Consider the following 14,213-nt stretch of genomic DNA (forward strand, 5'->3'; position numbering starts at 1 on the left):
TATAGCTAACCAAAACTAAAACCACTACAATATTAAATTTATCATGGCTTACTCCCAAGACTTACGTAAACAAATCCTAAAAAGCGTTGCAAGCGGCATGACGATACGTCAAGCCTCCGCATTTTATGGCATCAGTACACATACCATTAACCAATGGAAACGAAATGGGATTGAAAGAAAAAAACGTCAATTCAAACCATTAAAAGTTAATCATGAAGCATTATTAAAAGATGTTGAAAACTACCCTGATGCCTTCCAATACGAACGTGCCAAGCGTTTGGGTGTTACCGCAAGTGCAATTTGTTACGCACTCAAACAGCTCAAAATTTCAGTTAAAAAAGACGAGCCAACACCCAAAACAAGAACCAGAGCAGCGAAATCAGTACCATTTAAAATTGCGTTTTTACAAAAAAATGGGCTATCAAATGGTTTATATTGATGAAAGTGGTTTTGCACAAACCGTTCATCGTCCAAAAGGCTATGCCCCGATTGGGCGGCGTTGTTATGCGACTTACGATTGGCAAATACGTAAACAAACCAATGCAATAGGTGCATTGTTAAATGGGTGTTTGTTTACAGTTGCTTTGTTTCATCATACGATTAATCGTGCGGTTTTTATTCAATGGTTAAAAGAAGATTTAATACCAAAACTGAATAAAAAGAGTGTGTTGATTATGGATAATGCTCGCTTTCATGTCGGTGAAGAGATTCGTCAATTGGTGGCACAAAGTGGGCATAAGCTGCTGTATTGACCTGCATACAGTCCTGATTTGAATCCTATTGAACAATACTGGGCTTATGCCAAAAATACGCGGCGCAAATACATGATTTCTGATATTGAAATTTTATTTGACCGATATTTGTAGTGATTTTGTTTTTAATTGGCTATATTAATCCAGATAAAGAAATCAAAACTGGTTTAGTCCCAAAAATTGGTAAGAAAAGTGGTAATGAAACTGATATTTTATTACTAAGAAATGATAAACTGTATGTAATGGAATTAAAATCAGATATTCCTGCCAATAAAAGTCCAGATGAGTTTAGGAAACAACTGAATGGACATTTTCAGCTTGGTAAATTCAGTAGTGTATTGGTGCTATCATCTATTATTCGTGATAACAACAGCAATGAAAATCAAACAAACGACTTTTTAGCTAAATGTACAGATAAAAGGATTACTGTTATTTGGGTTAAAAATAAAGAGCAATTCAAACAAGAACTAGAAAAACTTAAATAATTTAAACCTATCCCCATTGATTGATAAACTGGCTTTATCAATAATGGGGATATGTTAACGATACTGTTCAATAAATTGATATGCCGTTGCAAGATTACTACCTGTTGGAGCATCAGCCCATTGAGTAATAATATCTGAATACTCTTCAATAAAGACTTGTGCCACTTTTTTACAATCATCGGGATTATTTTTATCCAATTCCAAATCATTAAAGAAGCCATTCTTCTTTTTACTTAATTGAAGTGGCAAATCTTTTTCAGAAATTCCCCTTGCTTTTTGTATGATTTTTGCAGTGATAGGATCTATATCATCACGAACTGGTTTATTGGCATTATAACGCTTTTTAAGCTCACTTTCTAAACCATCAATATTATCAAAATACCCATACCCATTACTGCCCTTGGCACCCAAGCCTTGATATTGCAATGCCCCTTTTAATAAGTCCAGTGCATAATCTGCCCACGCTTTATCCCCCTGAATGCTAAAATAAAAACTGCCTATCATAGCGATTTGCTGATTGGGAATTGGGCTTTCAATGTCTAAGGCTTCATCTAATTTACCTTGATAATAATCTTGATGATGAACAGTAACAATTTCACCAACAAAAGGGCAATTATTAGATTGCGTTAAACGACCTTTTTTATCAACATTTGGAATCCACCACGCATCATGCCAAATCAAATAGCCCGCTTCGGCATTGTCGTCATCGCTTTCTGTGCCAAACAAAACATTTAAAATGGCTTGTTTATCCTCATCAAATTGAAAGTGCTTAATTTCTTTTCCTTGCTTTATTTCAATACGATAATCAATAACCTCTTGATTATCTACTATTTTTCGCTTTGCAAAAATATATTCAGCATAAGCACGCACCGCTCCTTTAATGCTAGAACCTGCAATCATTGGCATACCATAAGTATGATGAATCATTGCCCCAGTTTCTAATGCACCGCCCAATGCCAAGCCTGTAAATAGACGACCATTTACCTTAGCAGACAAATGAACAAATTCATCGTTATCAAAAGTGCAATTCAGCCAGCGATTAAATGCCAATAAATACAAATCATCAGCTTTTGCACCAGCAATTTTTTCAATTAAGGCTTTTTTGGTTGGTTTTTCACTATCGGTATCCCATTCTTTTAAGCCTTTTTGCATTAACAGACCTGCGTTGGCAGACTTTATCTGCTTAAATAAAGGAATTAAATTGTTACGCATCAGTTGCATTATTTTGCTCCTGTTTTTTATCTTTTTCCAACAATGCCTGCGTATAGCGTTTTAACCAGCTAGACGCTTCAATGGCATTACGGGTTAGGCGTTGGTATTGGACAATATCACTTTCCAAAATAGTTTCGTGCAATGTTTTATTTGGCTTGACGCTATCTTTTAATAGTTTTTCCAAATGCTCCAATAGTTTTTGAAAGGCTTTGGTTTTTGCTTTTGCTTCAGAACTATCATTTTTAGCTTTTGCCATTAAAAAGCCAATAGATTGTGCCAATCCAGATTGCAAAATCATTGTCGGTAGATTTAATGCTTGTGTACGATACTCGTTTTGCAATTCATATTGTCTCTTGTATTTTTCTGGATCTGTTTGCTTGAATTCCTTATTAACTTTCATATTAGCAACCAAAGGATAAGCAATTTCCGCATATTTTTGTGTACGAATTTGCATTATTTTTGCTCCTTTGTATCTGCAATTAGCAAACGGCAAAAACCACGCCCAACGGTATGTTTACCGCCAATCTGTAGATTGATTTCATCTTTTGGCAATAATCCTGCCAATTCATCAGCAGATTTTTTATTATTGTTATCACGGCTTTGTGAAACTCCCAGCACACCCCAAAGTACGCTATCGGCAGGTAAATTCTCTTCCGTCCATAATGCACCATCTTGTACGACACGAGTATGACGGTCTATTTTAATGCGTGTGCGAATTTCGGTTGCGGTATCCGCCAAAAATGAGAAAATACCATCAGGTAAAATCACAAAGCGTTTTTTAAATTCGTCTTGCCATTCTGGACTGTTTGGATAAATGGCGTGTGCAATATCGGTTGCCCAATCACTTGCCAGTTCTTCTTTGTTAGCCACAATATCTAAATCTTCTAAGGCAATTTGCGTATCATTAATCAACAAAATACTATCATTACTAATTAAAGCATTATCATTAAGCTGTGGTATTTTTTTATCTTTGCCCACATCTCTTTGATATTGGCGTAAAATAAATGGGCAAGTTGCATAAGCCACCACACCTGCAAAAGAGCGAATTGGCAAAATCAATAAATTGGCATCACCAAAGGCAATCGCACCTGCATGGTCGGCATTCTCATTTTTACCAAACAAAGGATTGATAATATTTTTATCAATTATTTGTTTTCGTTCTTCATCTGTCATTTCTTTATAAGGTGATTTTTTGACAAAAATATCAAAAATTTCATCACGCAACACGCCTTTGATAGATGAACCTGCGACAATCGGCAAATTGGTTGCTTTGGCTCGTGCAATCGGCAAATCCACCACGCCCACGCCTTGTCCTGTACCTGCGTGTAGAGCAGTTAAATTATGCAAATAAAAAATAGACTTGTTCATCACATATTCCTTAACATTAAGTTTGATTGAAATTAAGTATTGGGTTTAAAAGCGGTTAATAATGCCATACCAAAACCATCGGCTTGGTCATAGGCATTATCAGCTAATGGTGCGGTTAAAAAATCAATATCTTGTTCTTTACATTGATTATTATCTAATAACTCAAACCAATATACCGCCCCTGCTGATACTGCTTTTCTGGTGGCTTTGGGTTTCCAATCTTGACTATCCCACCCTGAGATGGCTTGCCAGCGTTCTACCGCAACCGAGATAAGTTTAATTTTTGTACCGCTTGGCAATTGACCTGTCATTGTATTTTTATCAATCCAACGAGGTAAATACCCTTGTTCAAAAATAACAGGCGTCATAAAAGACAAACTAAATCCACCTGCCTGATTAATTTCATCAGCCGTTGGTTTAGTAAACAGTATTTGATTCTTCAATTTTTTAAAATAAGATAATCGTCTTTCACCGCCCAAAGTCGCCAAATCATCGTCTAATTCTTGTTTAGATAAAATAACAAATCCCAAACGATGACTATCAAATCCGTCATTATTTTTTTGATAGCCCAAATCAAAACTGGCTGTTTGAAATAATTTACCATCTACTGTTGCATGTGTGTCATCATCACGCATAATATGGGTACGAATATCATTAGGAATCGTACTAATACCTTCTTTAATGGTATCGTATTCCAATTTTTCGCCTTGTTGCCATTTTATAAAATCTTCAAGTCGCCAGTAATTGATATTGCCTTTGGGTTTACCTTTTAATGTTTTTTCTGGCTGAATGGGCAATAAACCAGCTGGTAAATCACTACCACAATCACCATCAAAGGCTTTTGGTAGAAGACGAATGAGTTCAATCTGTTTATTGTCATTCTCCAAACACAAGGCATTGGCAGGTTTTGGCACAAAAATCTGTATTGCTTTATTATCGTCAAAACGAGCCAAATAAACACCAAAGCATTGAATTTTTAATAAATCTTGATAGTTTGTATCATAATGACTATTATCCACCTTGCCTTGACTTAATGCCAAATAACGAATTAGTCCCGCTCCTGTACTTGGGTTAGGAAATGCCAATTCTTGTGCATTGGCTTGATGACCAAATGGCTTGGCATTGCGAAATACTAAGGGTGCTAAGGATTCTATTAAATACGCATTCATTTTTTACTCCTTGCCCAATTCTTTTTGGGTTTTAGCAGACAGCCAACGAGCAATAATCAATTCATCAGCCAATCTATCAAGTCCAATATCTTTACCCCGATTGTTTAACTGCTCAATAATGCCATTGTCAATTTCTTTGCCTGTATCTGTACGAGCTTGTTTTAACATTCTGGTTAATTCTGCTAATTGAATATTTTGACGCAGTTCTTTATCATCATCGCCACCATCTTGTTTGCCAAACTGCTGTGTTCTTAAATAAATTGCTTGCATATCATACGCCACACGGCTTGGGATCTGTTTTTTTAGATAGTAATCCACAAAAGTTTTAAAACTTTCTAAACCCTGTTCATCATTCCAATTAAACCTTACTTGAATATCACTACCACCACGCACCGATAATAAAATAGCCAATGCATTTCGGCGTTCGTGATTTTCTTTTTCATCTTCTATTTTAATATGGTCGCCTTTGGCATATTTTTCGGCAATGTCTGCCATTTCACGCACCACGCCAAATGGGGTCATTAAATGGCAAATCGCAAGCCCAACAGATAAAGAAGGTTTATTTTTATCTTCCACGCCTAATTGATTAGCTACTTCTCTTAAACTTTCAGCAAAGGAAAGTCGTAATGCATTGGCACAGGCATAGGCTTTATCTAATGGCACAAGCCCCAATACATCATCGCCCCCTGCATAAATACAATGCCCACGATGTTTACGCATAATATCCGCTACATCACCTGCAAATGCGGATAAGGCTTTGGTAATAGCTTGATGTTGTTTTTGGGTTTTGGCTTTATCCAATAATTCGCCCATACGATCGCCATCAGCTAATAATAACGCCCCATAACGATACGGTTCGCCGTATTCTCTTAAATCATTTCTCAATAATTGTTGTAACTCTCCCAGAAGTTTCAATATTTCTTCAGCTTGATTTAAATCATCATTTTTAGCATTAATTTTTTTCCAATCTCTAATCTCTGCATCTAAGCGATTTTGATACAAAAGTTCGGCATCATAAGGAAAATCCTTATAAATGCTTTGTTCATTTTTGTCTTTATTGCCAGTAACTTTACTAACAACATTCAGACTTTCCAATTTTTTATAAATCTCAATAATTTTAGCCAACTGATTGGGTTCTTGCTGGTCAATTTCCAAAATCCAAGCATCTGCCATAACACGACTGATGGGCGTAAATTGTTCCGCTACTTTTTTACCACTTTCATCTTTTCCAAAACCCAAACGCTTAATCACGCCCAATACATCTAATTGTTCAGATGCTGCTAGTGATAGTTTTCTGCGAGTTAAATTGGTCTGTTTTTCAGTATTTTCTTTTAATACCGTTTCTCTTAACCCATCTAATGAGGATTTAGGCAATCGTAATTCTGATTGAAAAGGGCAAATTGCCAATGGGCTAAAATCACGCGTATTTTTACGGCTGGCTAGAACTGCACCTGCTTTTTGACTGGCGTCAATATAATCATTATTTTCAATTTTTGCCCACGCCCATTGGATTTCTACCAAATCATCAATTTGTGATTGCCAAATATCAAGACGAATATCATTTTGATTAAGCTGTTTTAAGGCATTATCCGCTTCTTGATGATAGCGATTTTGAACCGCTTGTTTGGCTTTATTTAAAATGCTTTCCAATCGTTCCTTAGTATCAGTTGTAATAACCGCTTGTAATTTATTACCTACCGAAAAATCCGAATTTTCTTTTAAAAATTCATCATTTTCCACAAAAGGAAAAATTAATTTTGCGTTATCTTTTTTTAATGATATGGCACAGGCTTTGGCAAGCTCTGATAATAACCACGAACCACTCCACAAATCACGACTTTTGCGAGCGGACGCAATCATACTTTGTACAGGTCCAATAGAAATAATGACAATATAATCACTCATTGTTAATTATCCTTTAAAATATTTTAAAAAGGCTTGAAGTGGTTTATTATGGCGATTTTGTAATGGTCTTACTTCATCAGCATAATCTTCATTCCAAAAAACACACTCATCATCTAATTTCACTTGATCATGATTTATGTCTGTTAAAATCGGCTTATAACTACTACCATTCATATCACATAAAACATCATCAATAACCAAAGCCAACGAATGCCATTCGCCCTGTTCATCAAGATAGGGGCGTAAAATAAGTGGGCTTGCTAATCTTTCATATTTTTCATCTTCAAATTGTAAGGTTAAAGTGGTTGTTCTTGGGTCTTTATTAGATGAATCATCATCACCTTTTAGATTATTACCTTTAAATTTAAAGATAATCGGCAAACCAAAACTTGCTCTTGGGAAAGCATTATTTTGTGTTTTTCGCTCACTATGTTCAGGTAGTGCTTGCTCCGTATAATCACGAATGGTATCAGGTTCGCTCCAATGACTGCGAGAATTATGGTCTTTACGACCTGCACCAACTTGTCTAAAAGTTTCTAATTTTTTAACAGCATTGACCCAAGCAGAATTTGGATTGCTTGCAGAAAAAGTTTGCACGCCAAAACCCAAATCTACAATCTCAGATAGAGCAATGACTGACTGAAAAAATTCATTTTCATCTACCTTAACAGCACCCAAGCCACGCCGTGTTCTTGCACCCACACCACCAAAATTAGCCCACCAACGAATACTCTCCCAAACTTGCTTTTTTTGGTTTTCACTAATATCGTGGCTAAATGCAACTTGCAATGTCCATTGATAACCTGCCTTTAATAATTTGTGTGGACTTTTACTTTTGTCTTTTTCATTATAAGCAGGGAATAACACATAACGCAAAGCTGATAAACTTTTATCGTTATAATCAACCAAATGTTGTTGCTCATTCACTTTTGGTTGCTTGGCAATTTTTAATAACACCTTACCTGCTTTACCATCATCATTATTGTTACTAACACCGCCCCAAAGTTCACTTTCAACTTTTTGAATGTCAGTAATCTTCCATTTATGTTTGGCTAATAATCGCCACCAAAAACGCAAATTACCACGAATGCTACTGGCACGAATGGGCATATCTTTATCTACTTTGGTGCTTTCAATGCCACCACCATACATTGGGGTAATTAGCTCACAATTTAAACTGTGCCAAAGTAATTTATTTTCTGGCTTTTCACTTGGTACATTAATGTTTGGTATTCTAACCATTACATTCTCCAATCATTTATTAAAACTGTCTAAAATTTCAATATTTTTAAGCAAAACATTTAAATAAAATGGCTTGCCACGACCATCTTGGATAATTGCGACTTTTTGGGATAATTCCACACCCAAATGCTGTTCTAGCTTTGCTTTTAATTTGGATTTTAGGTTTTCAAAAATGGCTTTATCCATACGAAAATCATCACTGACATTCTTAAACTCATCATAATAGACTTTAAATTCATCAGTCAAATTATCAATGGCATCTTTTTCATCTTTGTTTGCATTGCTCCATTTTTTGGTGGGTGCAATAATACCTTCTTTATCCTGCTTTTTTAAATCAGCAAACCAATATAAAAAGGCAAATTCTTTTGGTTCTAAATCATCAATGATAAATTTATCATTAACCACAATTATTTGTTCTGCAATATTTAAAGTTAATTTAACTTCACCAAAAGATTGGTTAATTTTTTCAACCACTTGACTAAAACTATCACTACTTTTTAATTGATGTTTATCATAAATTGCTTCACGCATTCGCACAAACGGAATTTCAGCCAGCCAAACTTTGGCATTTTTGGCATTAAGGCGTTTATTGGTGTATTTTTGTTCTACAAACATATCTTTTGGGGTGGGATAATAAAACCCAACCGCACTTTCAAATTCGCTTTCTACTAAAACATGCGACATTTTATCTTGTGAACGCCCATACAAAGATAAGGCATAACCTGCATAAAAGCCCATCGTTTTTCGTCCGCCTGCAATAGAAACATGCAAACATACATTATCATCGCTGGTAAATTCTCGTACAGCTTGACAAATCAAATCGGCCGCCAATTCATTATCATCAGGTGTTTTTAAATCAGTTAATTTATCGCCATTATGATGAATAACTGTAATGTATGATTGATCAAATTGAATATTCTTTAAGATTGGGTAATCTTGCTTAAATCTCTCAAACACACCCTTTTTTAATAAGCGAGTATTAATTAAATTAAAACCATGTGCAGTTGTCAAAATATGAATCTCATCAGGAATCCATTTTTCTTTCTTGTTTGGGTCGCAAGCTAATGCCCAACAGTTTCGGTAATAATCTGCGTAGTTGTTCCTGTTACTAAAAATAAGATATTTTTCATTGTTAGCACTCTTTACATTAAGAATAATTTTTACATAAAAACAACCAATTATCAATACTTTTTACCATATTAATAATTTTTTCTTTCATACCAAATTTATCCACCACGCCCACAAGTCGTACGAATCATTTCTTTGATTTGGTGGGTGTTATTATTAGTCTTACGAACCATTGCCAATAAGTCAGCTTTTTTGTCATATAGACGAGCCAATTCTGCTTTTATTTCATCAAGCCATTCATAATATTGACTGATTTTTTAGCGGTATTGTTGTTTCATTGCATAAGTTGCATTCTCCTTTAAGACCTTTAAACCACTAATTTTTTGATATATTTCATTTCTTTTGTTTTTAATAATTACAATCAAGCCCTTGTATATTTAAAGCTCCGATAGGGGCTAATTGTAACAGTATCTTTTGCCGATTGAGCAATCATTTACGAACAAGGCTTGATAGCCCCTACTTTAATTTTAAAGTGTGGGGCTTTAATTATGTCTATAGCTAACTAAAATTAAAATCACTACAATATTAAATTTATCATGGCTTACTCCCAAGACTTACGTAAACAAATCCTAAAAAGCGTTGCAAGCGGTATGACGATACGTCAAGCCTCCGCATTTTATGGCATCAGTACACATACCATTAACCAATGGAAACGAAATGGGATTGAAAGAAAAAAACGTCAATTCAAACCATTAAAAGTTAATCATGAAGCATTATTAAAAGATGTTGAAAACTACCCTGATGCCTTCCAATACGAACGTGCCAAGCGTTTGGGTGTTACCGCAAGTGCAATTTGTTACGCACTCAAACAGCTCAAAATTTCAGTTAAAAAAAGACGAGCCAACACCCAAAACAAGAACCAGAGCAGCGAAATCAGTACCATTTAAAATTGCGTTTTTACAAAAAAATGGGCTATCAAATGGTTTATATTGATGAAAGTGGTTTTGCACACAAAAGGCTATGCCCTGATTGGGCGGCGTTGTTATGCGACTTACGATTGGCAAATACGTAAACAAACCAATGCAATAGGTGCATTGTTAAATGGGCGTTTGTTTACAGTTGCTTTGTTTCATCATACGATTAATCGTGCGGTTTTTATTCAATGGCTAAAAGAAGATTTAATACCAAAATTGAATAAAAAGAGTGTGTTGATTATGGATAATGCTCGCTTTCATGTCGGTAAAAAGAGATTCGTCAATTGGTGGCACAAAGTGGGCATAAGCTGCTGTATTTACCTGCATACAGTCCTGATTTGAATCCTATTGAACAATACTGGGCTTATGCCAAAAATACACGGCGCAAATACATGATTTCTGATATTGAAATTTTATTTGACCGATATTTGTAGTGATTTTATTTTTATTTAGCTGATGAAAATGCCCACGCACGACTGCCCCCACACCCACGAAAGCCACCCTGCGTTAATCAACCGCCTAAAACGGGCGTATGGGCATTTGAACACCGTCATTCAAATGTTAGAAGATGAACGCCCTTGCAATGACATCGCCCAACAACTTTATGCGGTAGAAAAATCCATTACCAAAGCCAAACGCCTGCTGATTGCCGACCACATTGACCATTGTATGAGCCACATTCTGGAGACGGACGACCCACAAAAAGAGTTGGAGCAGTTTCGGGAGATTACCAAATATTTGTAGGCATAAAAAACACCGTTTATCGTGATGATAAGCGGTGTTTTTTGTTTTAAAATGAGCAAAATAAACTTTCAGGCTGCCTAAAAACTTATTCCCTTAACGCATTTAATACCACCTCAAACGCCTTTGAATGGTGTTTTCGGCTAGGATAATAGGCATAAAATGGTTCATAAGTCATTCTAAACTCTGGTAAAATTTCAACAAGTTCGCCTGTTTTGATGAAACGCTCCACTTGCGACAGCCCCACAAGCCCAATGCCCAAATCTTGCAAAATGGCATCAAGCAAATTGCCATTCATTAAAATTTGACTTTTGGGCGTGTAAGAGACCACCTTGTCATTGACCCAAAATTCCCAGTCCATTGGCGGTTTATTTTTATCCAGTTGCAGATTGATAAGATGATGATGGTTTAAATCACTGATTGTTTTTGGAATGTCTTTATTTTTCAAATAATTGGGCGTGGCAACCAGCGTAATTTGCACCATTTGTGAAATTTTGACCGCAATCATACCGCTTGCGACCGTGCCGCCAAGCCTTACCCTCATATCAAAGCCTTCTGCCACAATATCCACAAAGCGGTTATCGCTATAAATTTCCACGACAATATGTGGGTTTTGGCTCAAAATAGGGGCAAGTTTGGGCAAAATCACCGTTTGTATCGCAAGCTCGTTGGCGTTAATGCGTACTGTGCCTGTGATGTGTGCTTGATGTTCGGTCAGTTTGGCAAGCCCCTCGCCAATGGCAAAATAATGCGGTGCAAGGTCGTTATACAAAGACAAACCCTCTGGCGTGGGTGAGACGCTTCTTGTGGTGCGGTTTAACAGGCGTATATTTAAGCGGTTTTCCAAATGGCTGATACTTTGCGATAGTGCAGATTTAGATACGCCCAATTTTTCGCCAGCTTTGGTAAAACTGCCTGTTTGTACAATCGTTAAAAATAAATATAAGTCATCAAAGTGTGGCATTGTTCCAATATCCTAAACAGTCTGTTTTGATTTTGCTTATATATTTTAACAAAATGATTGATTATAATACACCTCATTCCTTATTAGGAGAAACCGAAAATGAAGCGTATTTTAATGCTTGGTGCCAGTGGCAGTTTGGCACAAGTTGTCATTCCTAGACTGTTAGAAAACCCTCATCATCAATTAACTTTATTTGTGCGAAACAAAAACAGCGTCCAACAATTTGCAGACCGTGCAACGGTTATTGAAGGCGATGTTTTGGATTTAGATGCCTTAAACACAGCAATGCGTGGGCAAGATTATGTTTATGCAGGACTGTCAGGCAGCCTTGAACCAATGGCACAAAATGTCGTGGAGGCGGTGCAGGAGAATGAGGTTAAGCATTTGATTTGGATAAGTTCTATGGGGATTTATAACGAGACGGGCGAAAATCACGGCTCTATTTTAGACCCTTATAAAAAATCCGCCCAAATCATTGAAAATTCTACAATTTCATACACCATTATCCGCCCTGCGTGGTTTGATAATGGCACGATGGATTATGTCTTAACTCAAAAAGGCGAAGCCTTCAAAGGACGGGCGGTGTCTCGTGCGAGCATTGCCGATTTGATTGGTAAGATTTTTGATAATCCTAATGCCTTTAAACAACAAAGCATAGGGATTGGGCGAGTGTAATTTTTATTTAAGTAGTAGTTAATCCAATGTACGGAGCATTTTATGAGTTTTAATATCCACACCGAACGCCAAGCCTTAAAAGATTTGGTAGATACTTTTTCCAATTTAGCAGACGAGAAAAAAGTCGCCGAGCAAATGCCACTTTTTACCGATAATGCCATTGTTCATACCTTTATTGGTGGCAAACTCGTGTTTGAGATGAATGGCGTTGCCCAGATTGAAAAAGTGTTTAGCGACTTTTTAACACCATTTCACAGCGTATATCACATCAATGGACAGCATACCGTGTCGTTTATTGATGAAAATAATGCCACCGCCATCAACTATTGTGCGGTGAAATTGGTTGAGACCAAAGATGGCAAAGAAATCCTGCACGACCACAGTGTGCGTTACAATGATACCTATGTCAAAGAAAATGGTCATTGGAAAATCGCCAAACGCATTGCCAATTTTATGATTAGTGAAAGTAGAGTAATTGGCTGATTTTAAACACCGTTTGAGACATTCAAGCGGTGTTTTTGTTTTTAAAATGGGCAAAATAACCTTTCAGCCTGAAAGCCCATTTTCCATTTTTAAAAATCACTTTCCCATTTTTCGCCATTCTTATTATTATTTTAAAACGCTAAAATACGCTCATTTTTAATAACAGGTCAAAACAATGAGCAAACAAATCCAATTTACCAAAACAGGTTCGCCTGATGTCTTGCAAATCGTTGATGTGGCAATTCCTGCACCAAAAGCACACGAAGTACAAATCCAAATCCAAGCCATTGGCTTAAACCGTGCCGAAATGATGTACCGAGAAGGGGCTTATGTGATTGACCCTGTATTCCCTGCGACTTTGGGTTATGAAGGGGCAGGCGTGGTCGTGGCGATTGGCGAGGGCGTGAGCGAGCTTGCCATTGGCGATAAGGTCAGCATTATTCCATCTTTTATGTTTACCGAATATGGCACTTATGGCGAAATCGTCAATATGCCCAAACACGCCGTTGTTAAGCACCCTGATAATTTATCAATGGAACAAGCGTCCGCCAGTTGGATGGCGTTTGTTACCGCTTATGGCGGACTGATTGAGTTTGGCAAAGTACAAAAAGGCGATGTGGTGGTGCTAGGCGGTGCAACCAGTTCGGTCGGTCTGGCAAGCATTCAAATCGCCAAAATGCAAGGGGCAACGGTGATTGCCTTGTCTCGCACCCACGCCAAAGGCGATGTACTTTTGGAAAAAGGGGCGGATTTTGTGATTGCCACAAGCGAAGACGATGTAACCGCCAAACTTTTTGAAATCACCAATGGCAAAGGTGTCAATGTGGTATTTGACCCTGTGGGCGGACAAGAGGCGGCAAAAATCATCAATGCAATGGCACAAGATGGTCGTTACATCATTTATGGGGCATTAAGCCACGATGATATTGCTGTGCCAGTCTTTGCGATTTTGGGTAAGCATTTGACCGTGCGGGGGTATGAACTCTTTGAAATTACCACCGTCCCTGAAAAATTGGCACAAGCCAAAACCTTTGTCTATGACGGTTTGGCAAGCGGTCAGTTACGCCCAGAAATTGACAAAATCTTTGCCTTTGATGAAATGGTTAAAGCTCACGAATATATGGCAAGCAATCAGCAGATTGGTAAGATTGTGGTTAAGGTTTGATGATTTGAAA

At 37.0% G+C, this 14,213-nt stretch carries 18 protein-coding genes; 10 read left to right on the forward strand and 8 right to left on the reverse strand.

Features of this window, described 5'->3' with window-relative positions; translation table 11 throughout:
- Positions 1-43 precede the first annotated feature (43 nt).
- The 3 genes from H3L97_RS04505 (at position 44) to H3L97_RS04515 (ending at position 1,237) form a co-directional block, all read left to right on the forward strand.
- Entirely contained in the window at positions 44-439 is a 396-nt protein-coding gene (locus H3L97_RS04505; RefSeq protein WP_182073096.1) for an IS630 transposase-related protein, read from the forward strand.
- Positions 426-752: a transposase gene (locus H3L97_RS04510; RefSeq protein WP_182073097.1), complete on the forward strand. Its 327-nt coding sequence runs from the start codon at positions 426-428 to the stop codon at positions 750-752. Before H3L97_RS04505 ends, H3L97_RS04510 begins: the two co-directional genes overlap by 14 nt.
- Before the next feature lie 113 nt (positions 753-865).
- Complete coding sequence (locus H3L97_RS04515) at positions 866-1,237, forward strand: hypothetical protein (protein ID WP_143269219.1); 372 nt, start codon at positions 866-868, stop codon at positions 1,235-1,237.
- Positions 1,238-1,291: 54 nt separating this feature from the next.
- On the opposite strand, the gene cmr6 is transcribed toward H3L97_RS04515, so the two are convergent.
- The 7 genes from cmr6 to csm6 are packed head-to-tail and all read right to left on the reverse strand — an operon-like array spanning position 1,292 to position 9,318.
- A complete protein-coding gene (gene cmr6 / locus H3L97_RS04520; protein WP_224446390.1) occupies positions 1,292-2,458 on the reverse strand; it encodes a type III-B CRISPR module RAMP protein Cmr6 in 1,167 nt (388 codons plus the stop codon).
- On the reverse strand, positions 2,442-2,903 hold the full coding sequence (gene cmr5 / locus H3L97_RS04525; protein WP_224446389.1) for a type III-B CRISPR module-associated protein Cmr5: 462 nt from the start codon (positions 2,901-2,903) through the stop codon (positions 2,442-2,444). The genes cmr6 and cmr5 overlap by 17 nt, the downstream gene beginning before the upstream one ends.
- A complete protein-coding gene (gene cmr4, locus H3L97_RS04530) occupies positions 2,903-3,817 on the reverse strand; it encodes a type III-B CRISPR module RAMP protein Cmr4 (protein WP_097115257.1) in 915 nt (304 codons plus the stop codon). Before cmr4 ends, cmr5 begins: the two co-directional genes overlap by 1 nt.
- 32 nt (positions 3,818-3,849) lie before the next feature.
- On the reverse strand, positions 3,850-4,986 hold the full coding sequence (locus tag H3L97_RS04535) for a type III-B CRISPR module-associated Cmr3 family protein (protein ID WP_097115255.1): 1,137 nt from the start codon (positions 4,984-4,986) through the stop codon (positions 3,850-3,852).
- Positions 4,987-4,989: 3 nt separating this feature from the next.
- Positions 4,990-6,891 carry a type III-B CRISPR-associated protein Cas10/Cmr2 gene (gene cas10, locus H3L97_RS04540; protein WP_097115253.1) on the reverse strand — a complete coding sequence of 634 codons (1,902 nt, stop codon included), beginning with the start codon at positions 6,889-6,891 and terminating at the stop codon, positions 4,990-4,992.
- Between the two features lie 6 nt (positions 6,892-6,897).
- Entirely contained in the window at positions 6,898-8,133 is a 1,236-nt protein-coding gene (cmr1, locus tag H3L97_RS04545; protein WP_097115251.1) for a type III-B CRISPR module RAMP protein Cmr1, read from the reverse strand.
- A gap of 12 nt (positions 8,134-8,145) precedes the next feature.
- On the reverse strand, positions 8,146-9,318 hold the full coding sequence (gene csm6, locus H3L97_RS04550; RefSeq protein ID WP_218839702.1) for a CRISPR-associated ring nuclease Csm6: 1,173 nt from the start codon (positions 9,316-9,318) through the stop codon (positions 8,146-8,148).
- A 479-nt stretch (positions 9,319-9,797) separates the two neighbouring features.
- Here csm6 and H3L97_RS04555 point away from each other — a divergent pair, with 479 nt between their 5' ends.
- Genes H3L97_RS04555 through H3L97_RS04570 form a run of 4 tightly spaced genes read left to right on the forward strand, consistent with a single transcriptional unit; the run spans position 9,798 to position 10,919 of the window.
- Positions 9,798-10,148: an IS630 transposase-related protein gene (locus tag H3L97_RS04555; RefSeq protein WP_182073064.1), complete on the forward strand. Its 351-nt coding sequence runs from the start codon at positions 9,798-9,800 to the stop codon at positions 10,146-10,148.
- A gap of 45 nt (positions 10,149-10,193) precedes the next feature.
- On the forward strand, positions 10,194-10,517 hold the full coding sequence (locus H3L97_RS04560) for a transposase (RefSeq protein WP_182073098.1): 324 nt from the start codon (positions 10,194-10,196) through the stop codon (positions 10,515-10,517).
- On the forward strand, positions 10,463-10,609 hold the full coding sequence (locus H3L97_RS12175; RefSeq protein WP_371271256.1) for a transposase: 147 nt from the start codon (positions 10,463-10,465) through the stop codon (positions 10,607-10,609). The genes H3L97_RS04560 and H3L97_RS12175 overlap by 55 nt, the downstream gene beginning before the upstream one ends.
- A 28-nt stretch (positions 10,610-10,637) precedes the next feature.
- Positions 10,638-10,919: a metal-sensing transcriptional repressor gene (locus H3L97_RS04570; RefSeq protein WP_097115233.1), complete on the forward strand. Its 282-nt coding sequence runs from the start codon at positions 10,638-10,640 to the stop codon at positions 10,917-10,919.
- A gap of 85 nt (positions 10,920-11,004) precedes the next feature.
- Here the strand turns inward: H3L97_RS04570 and H3L97_RS04575 are convergent, their stop codons facing one another.
- Positions 11,005-11,880: a LysR family transcriptional regulator gene (locus tag H3L97_RS04575; protein WP_097115235.1), complete on the reverse strand. Its 876-nt coding sequence runs from the start codon at positions 11,878-11,880 to the stop codon at positions 11,005-11,007.
- Positions 11,881-11,979: 99 nt separating this feature from the next.
- Between H3L97_RS04575 and H3L97_RS04580 the strand changes: the two genes are divergently transcribed.
- The 3 genes from H3L97_RS04580 (at position 11,980) to H3L97_RS04590 (ending at position 14,203) form a co-directional block, all read left to right on the forward strand.
- Positions 11,980-12,555 carry an NAD(P)H-binding protein gene (locus H3L97_RS04580; RefSeq protein ID WP_097115237.1) on the forward strand — a complete coding sequence of 192 codons (576 nt, stop codon included), beginning with the start codon at positions 11,980-11,982 and terminating at the stop codon, positions 12,553-12,555.
- Positions 12,556-12,597: 42 nt separating this feature from the next.
- Complete coding sequence (locus tag H3L97_RS04585) at positions 12,598-13,038, forward strand: nuclear transport factor 2 family protein (RefSeq protein WP_097115238.1); 441 nt, start codon at positions 12,598-12,600, stop codon at positions 13,036-13,038.
- A 175-nt stretch (positions 13,039-13,213) separates the two neighbouring features.
- Complete coding sequence (locus H3L97_RS04590) at positions 13,214-14,203, forward strand: zinc-dependent alcohol dehydrogenase family protein (protein WP_097115240.1); 990 nt, start codon at positions 13,214-13,216, stop codon at positions 14,201-14,203.
- The last annotated feature ends 10 nt before the right edge of the window (positions 14,204-14,213 follow it).

Origin of the sequence: Alysiella filiformis, from assembly GCF_014054525.1 — a bacterium.
Classification (GTDB): Bacteria; Pseudomonadota; Gammaproteobacteria; order Burkholderiales; family Neisseriaceae; genus Simonsiella; species Simonsiella filiformis.

Excerpts from the sequence above, each read along its gene's own strand:
- H3L97_RS04505 (WP_182073096.1), top strand. The coding sequence starts at position 44 with ATGGCTTACTCCCAAGACTTACGTAAACAAATCCTAAAAAGCGTTGCA.
- H3L97_RS04510 (WP_182073097.1), top strand. The coding sequence starts at position 426 with ATGGTTTATATTGATGAAAGTGGTTTTGCACAAACCGTTCATCGTCCA.
- cmr6 (WP_224446390.1), bottom strand. The coding sequence starts at position 2,458 with ATGCAACTGATGCGTAACAATTTAATTCCTTTATTTAAGCAGATAAAG.
- cmr5 (WP_224446389.1), bottom strand. The coding sequence starts at position 2,903 with ATGCAAATTCGTACACAAAAATATGCGGAAATTGCTTATCCTTTGGTT.
- cmr4 (WP_097115257.1), bottom strand. The coding sequence starts at position 3,817 with ATGAACAAGTCTATTTTTTATTTGCATAATTTAACTGCTCTACACGCA.
- H3L97_RS04535 (WP_097115255.1), bottom strand. The coding sequence starts at position 4,986 with ATGAATGCGTATTTAATAGAATCCTTAGCACCCTTAGTATTTCGCAAT.
- cas10 (WP_097115253.1), bottom strand. The coding sequence starts at position 6,891 with ATGAGTGATTATATTGTCATTATTTCTATTGGACCTGTACAAAGTATG.
- cmr1 (WP_097115251.1), bottom strand. The coding sequence starts at position 8,133 with ATGGTTAGAATACCAAACATTAATGTACCAAGTGAAAAGCCAGAAAAT.
- H3L97_RS04555 (WP_182073064.1), top strand. The coding sequence starts at position 9,798 with ATGGCTTACTCCCAAGACTTACGTAAACAAATCCTAAAAAGCGTTGCA.
- H3L97_RS04560 (WP_182073098.1), top strand. The coding sequence starts at position 10,194 with ATGAAAGTGGTTTTGCACACAAAAGGCTATGCCCTGATTGGGCGGCGT.
- H3L97_RS04570 (WP_097115233.1), top strand. The coding sequence starts at position 10,638 with ATGCCCACGCACGACTGCCCCCACACCCACGAAAGCCACCCTGCGTTA.
- H3L97_RS04575 (WP_097115235.1), bottom strand. The coding sequence starts at position 11,880 with ATGCCACACTTTGATGACTTATATTTATTTTTAACGATTGTACAAACA.
- H3L97_RS04580 (WP_097115237.1), top strand. The coding sequence starts at position 11,980 with ATGAAGCGTATTTTAATGCTTGGTGCCAGTGGCAGTTTGGCACAAGTT.
- H3L97_RS04585 (WP_097115238.1), top strand. The coding sequence starts at position 12,598 with ATGAGTTTTAATATCCACACCGAACGCCAAGCCTTAAAAGATTTGGTA.
- H3L97_RS04590 (WP_097115240.1), top strand. The coding sequence starts at position 13,214 with ATGAGCAAACAAATCCAATTTACCAAAACAGGTTCGCCTGATGTCTTG.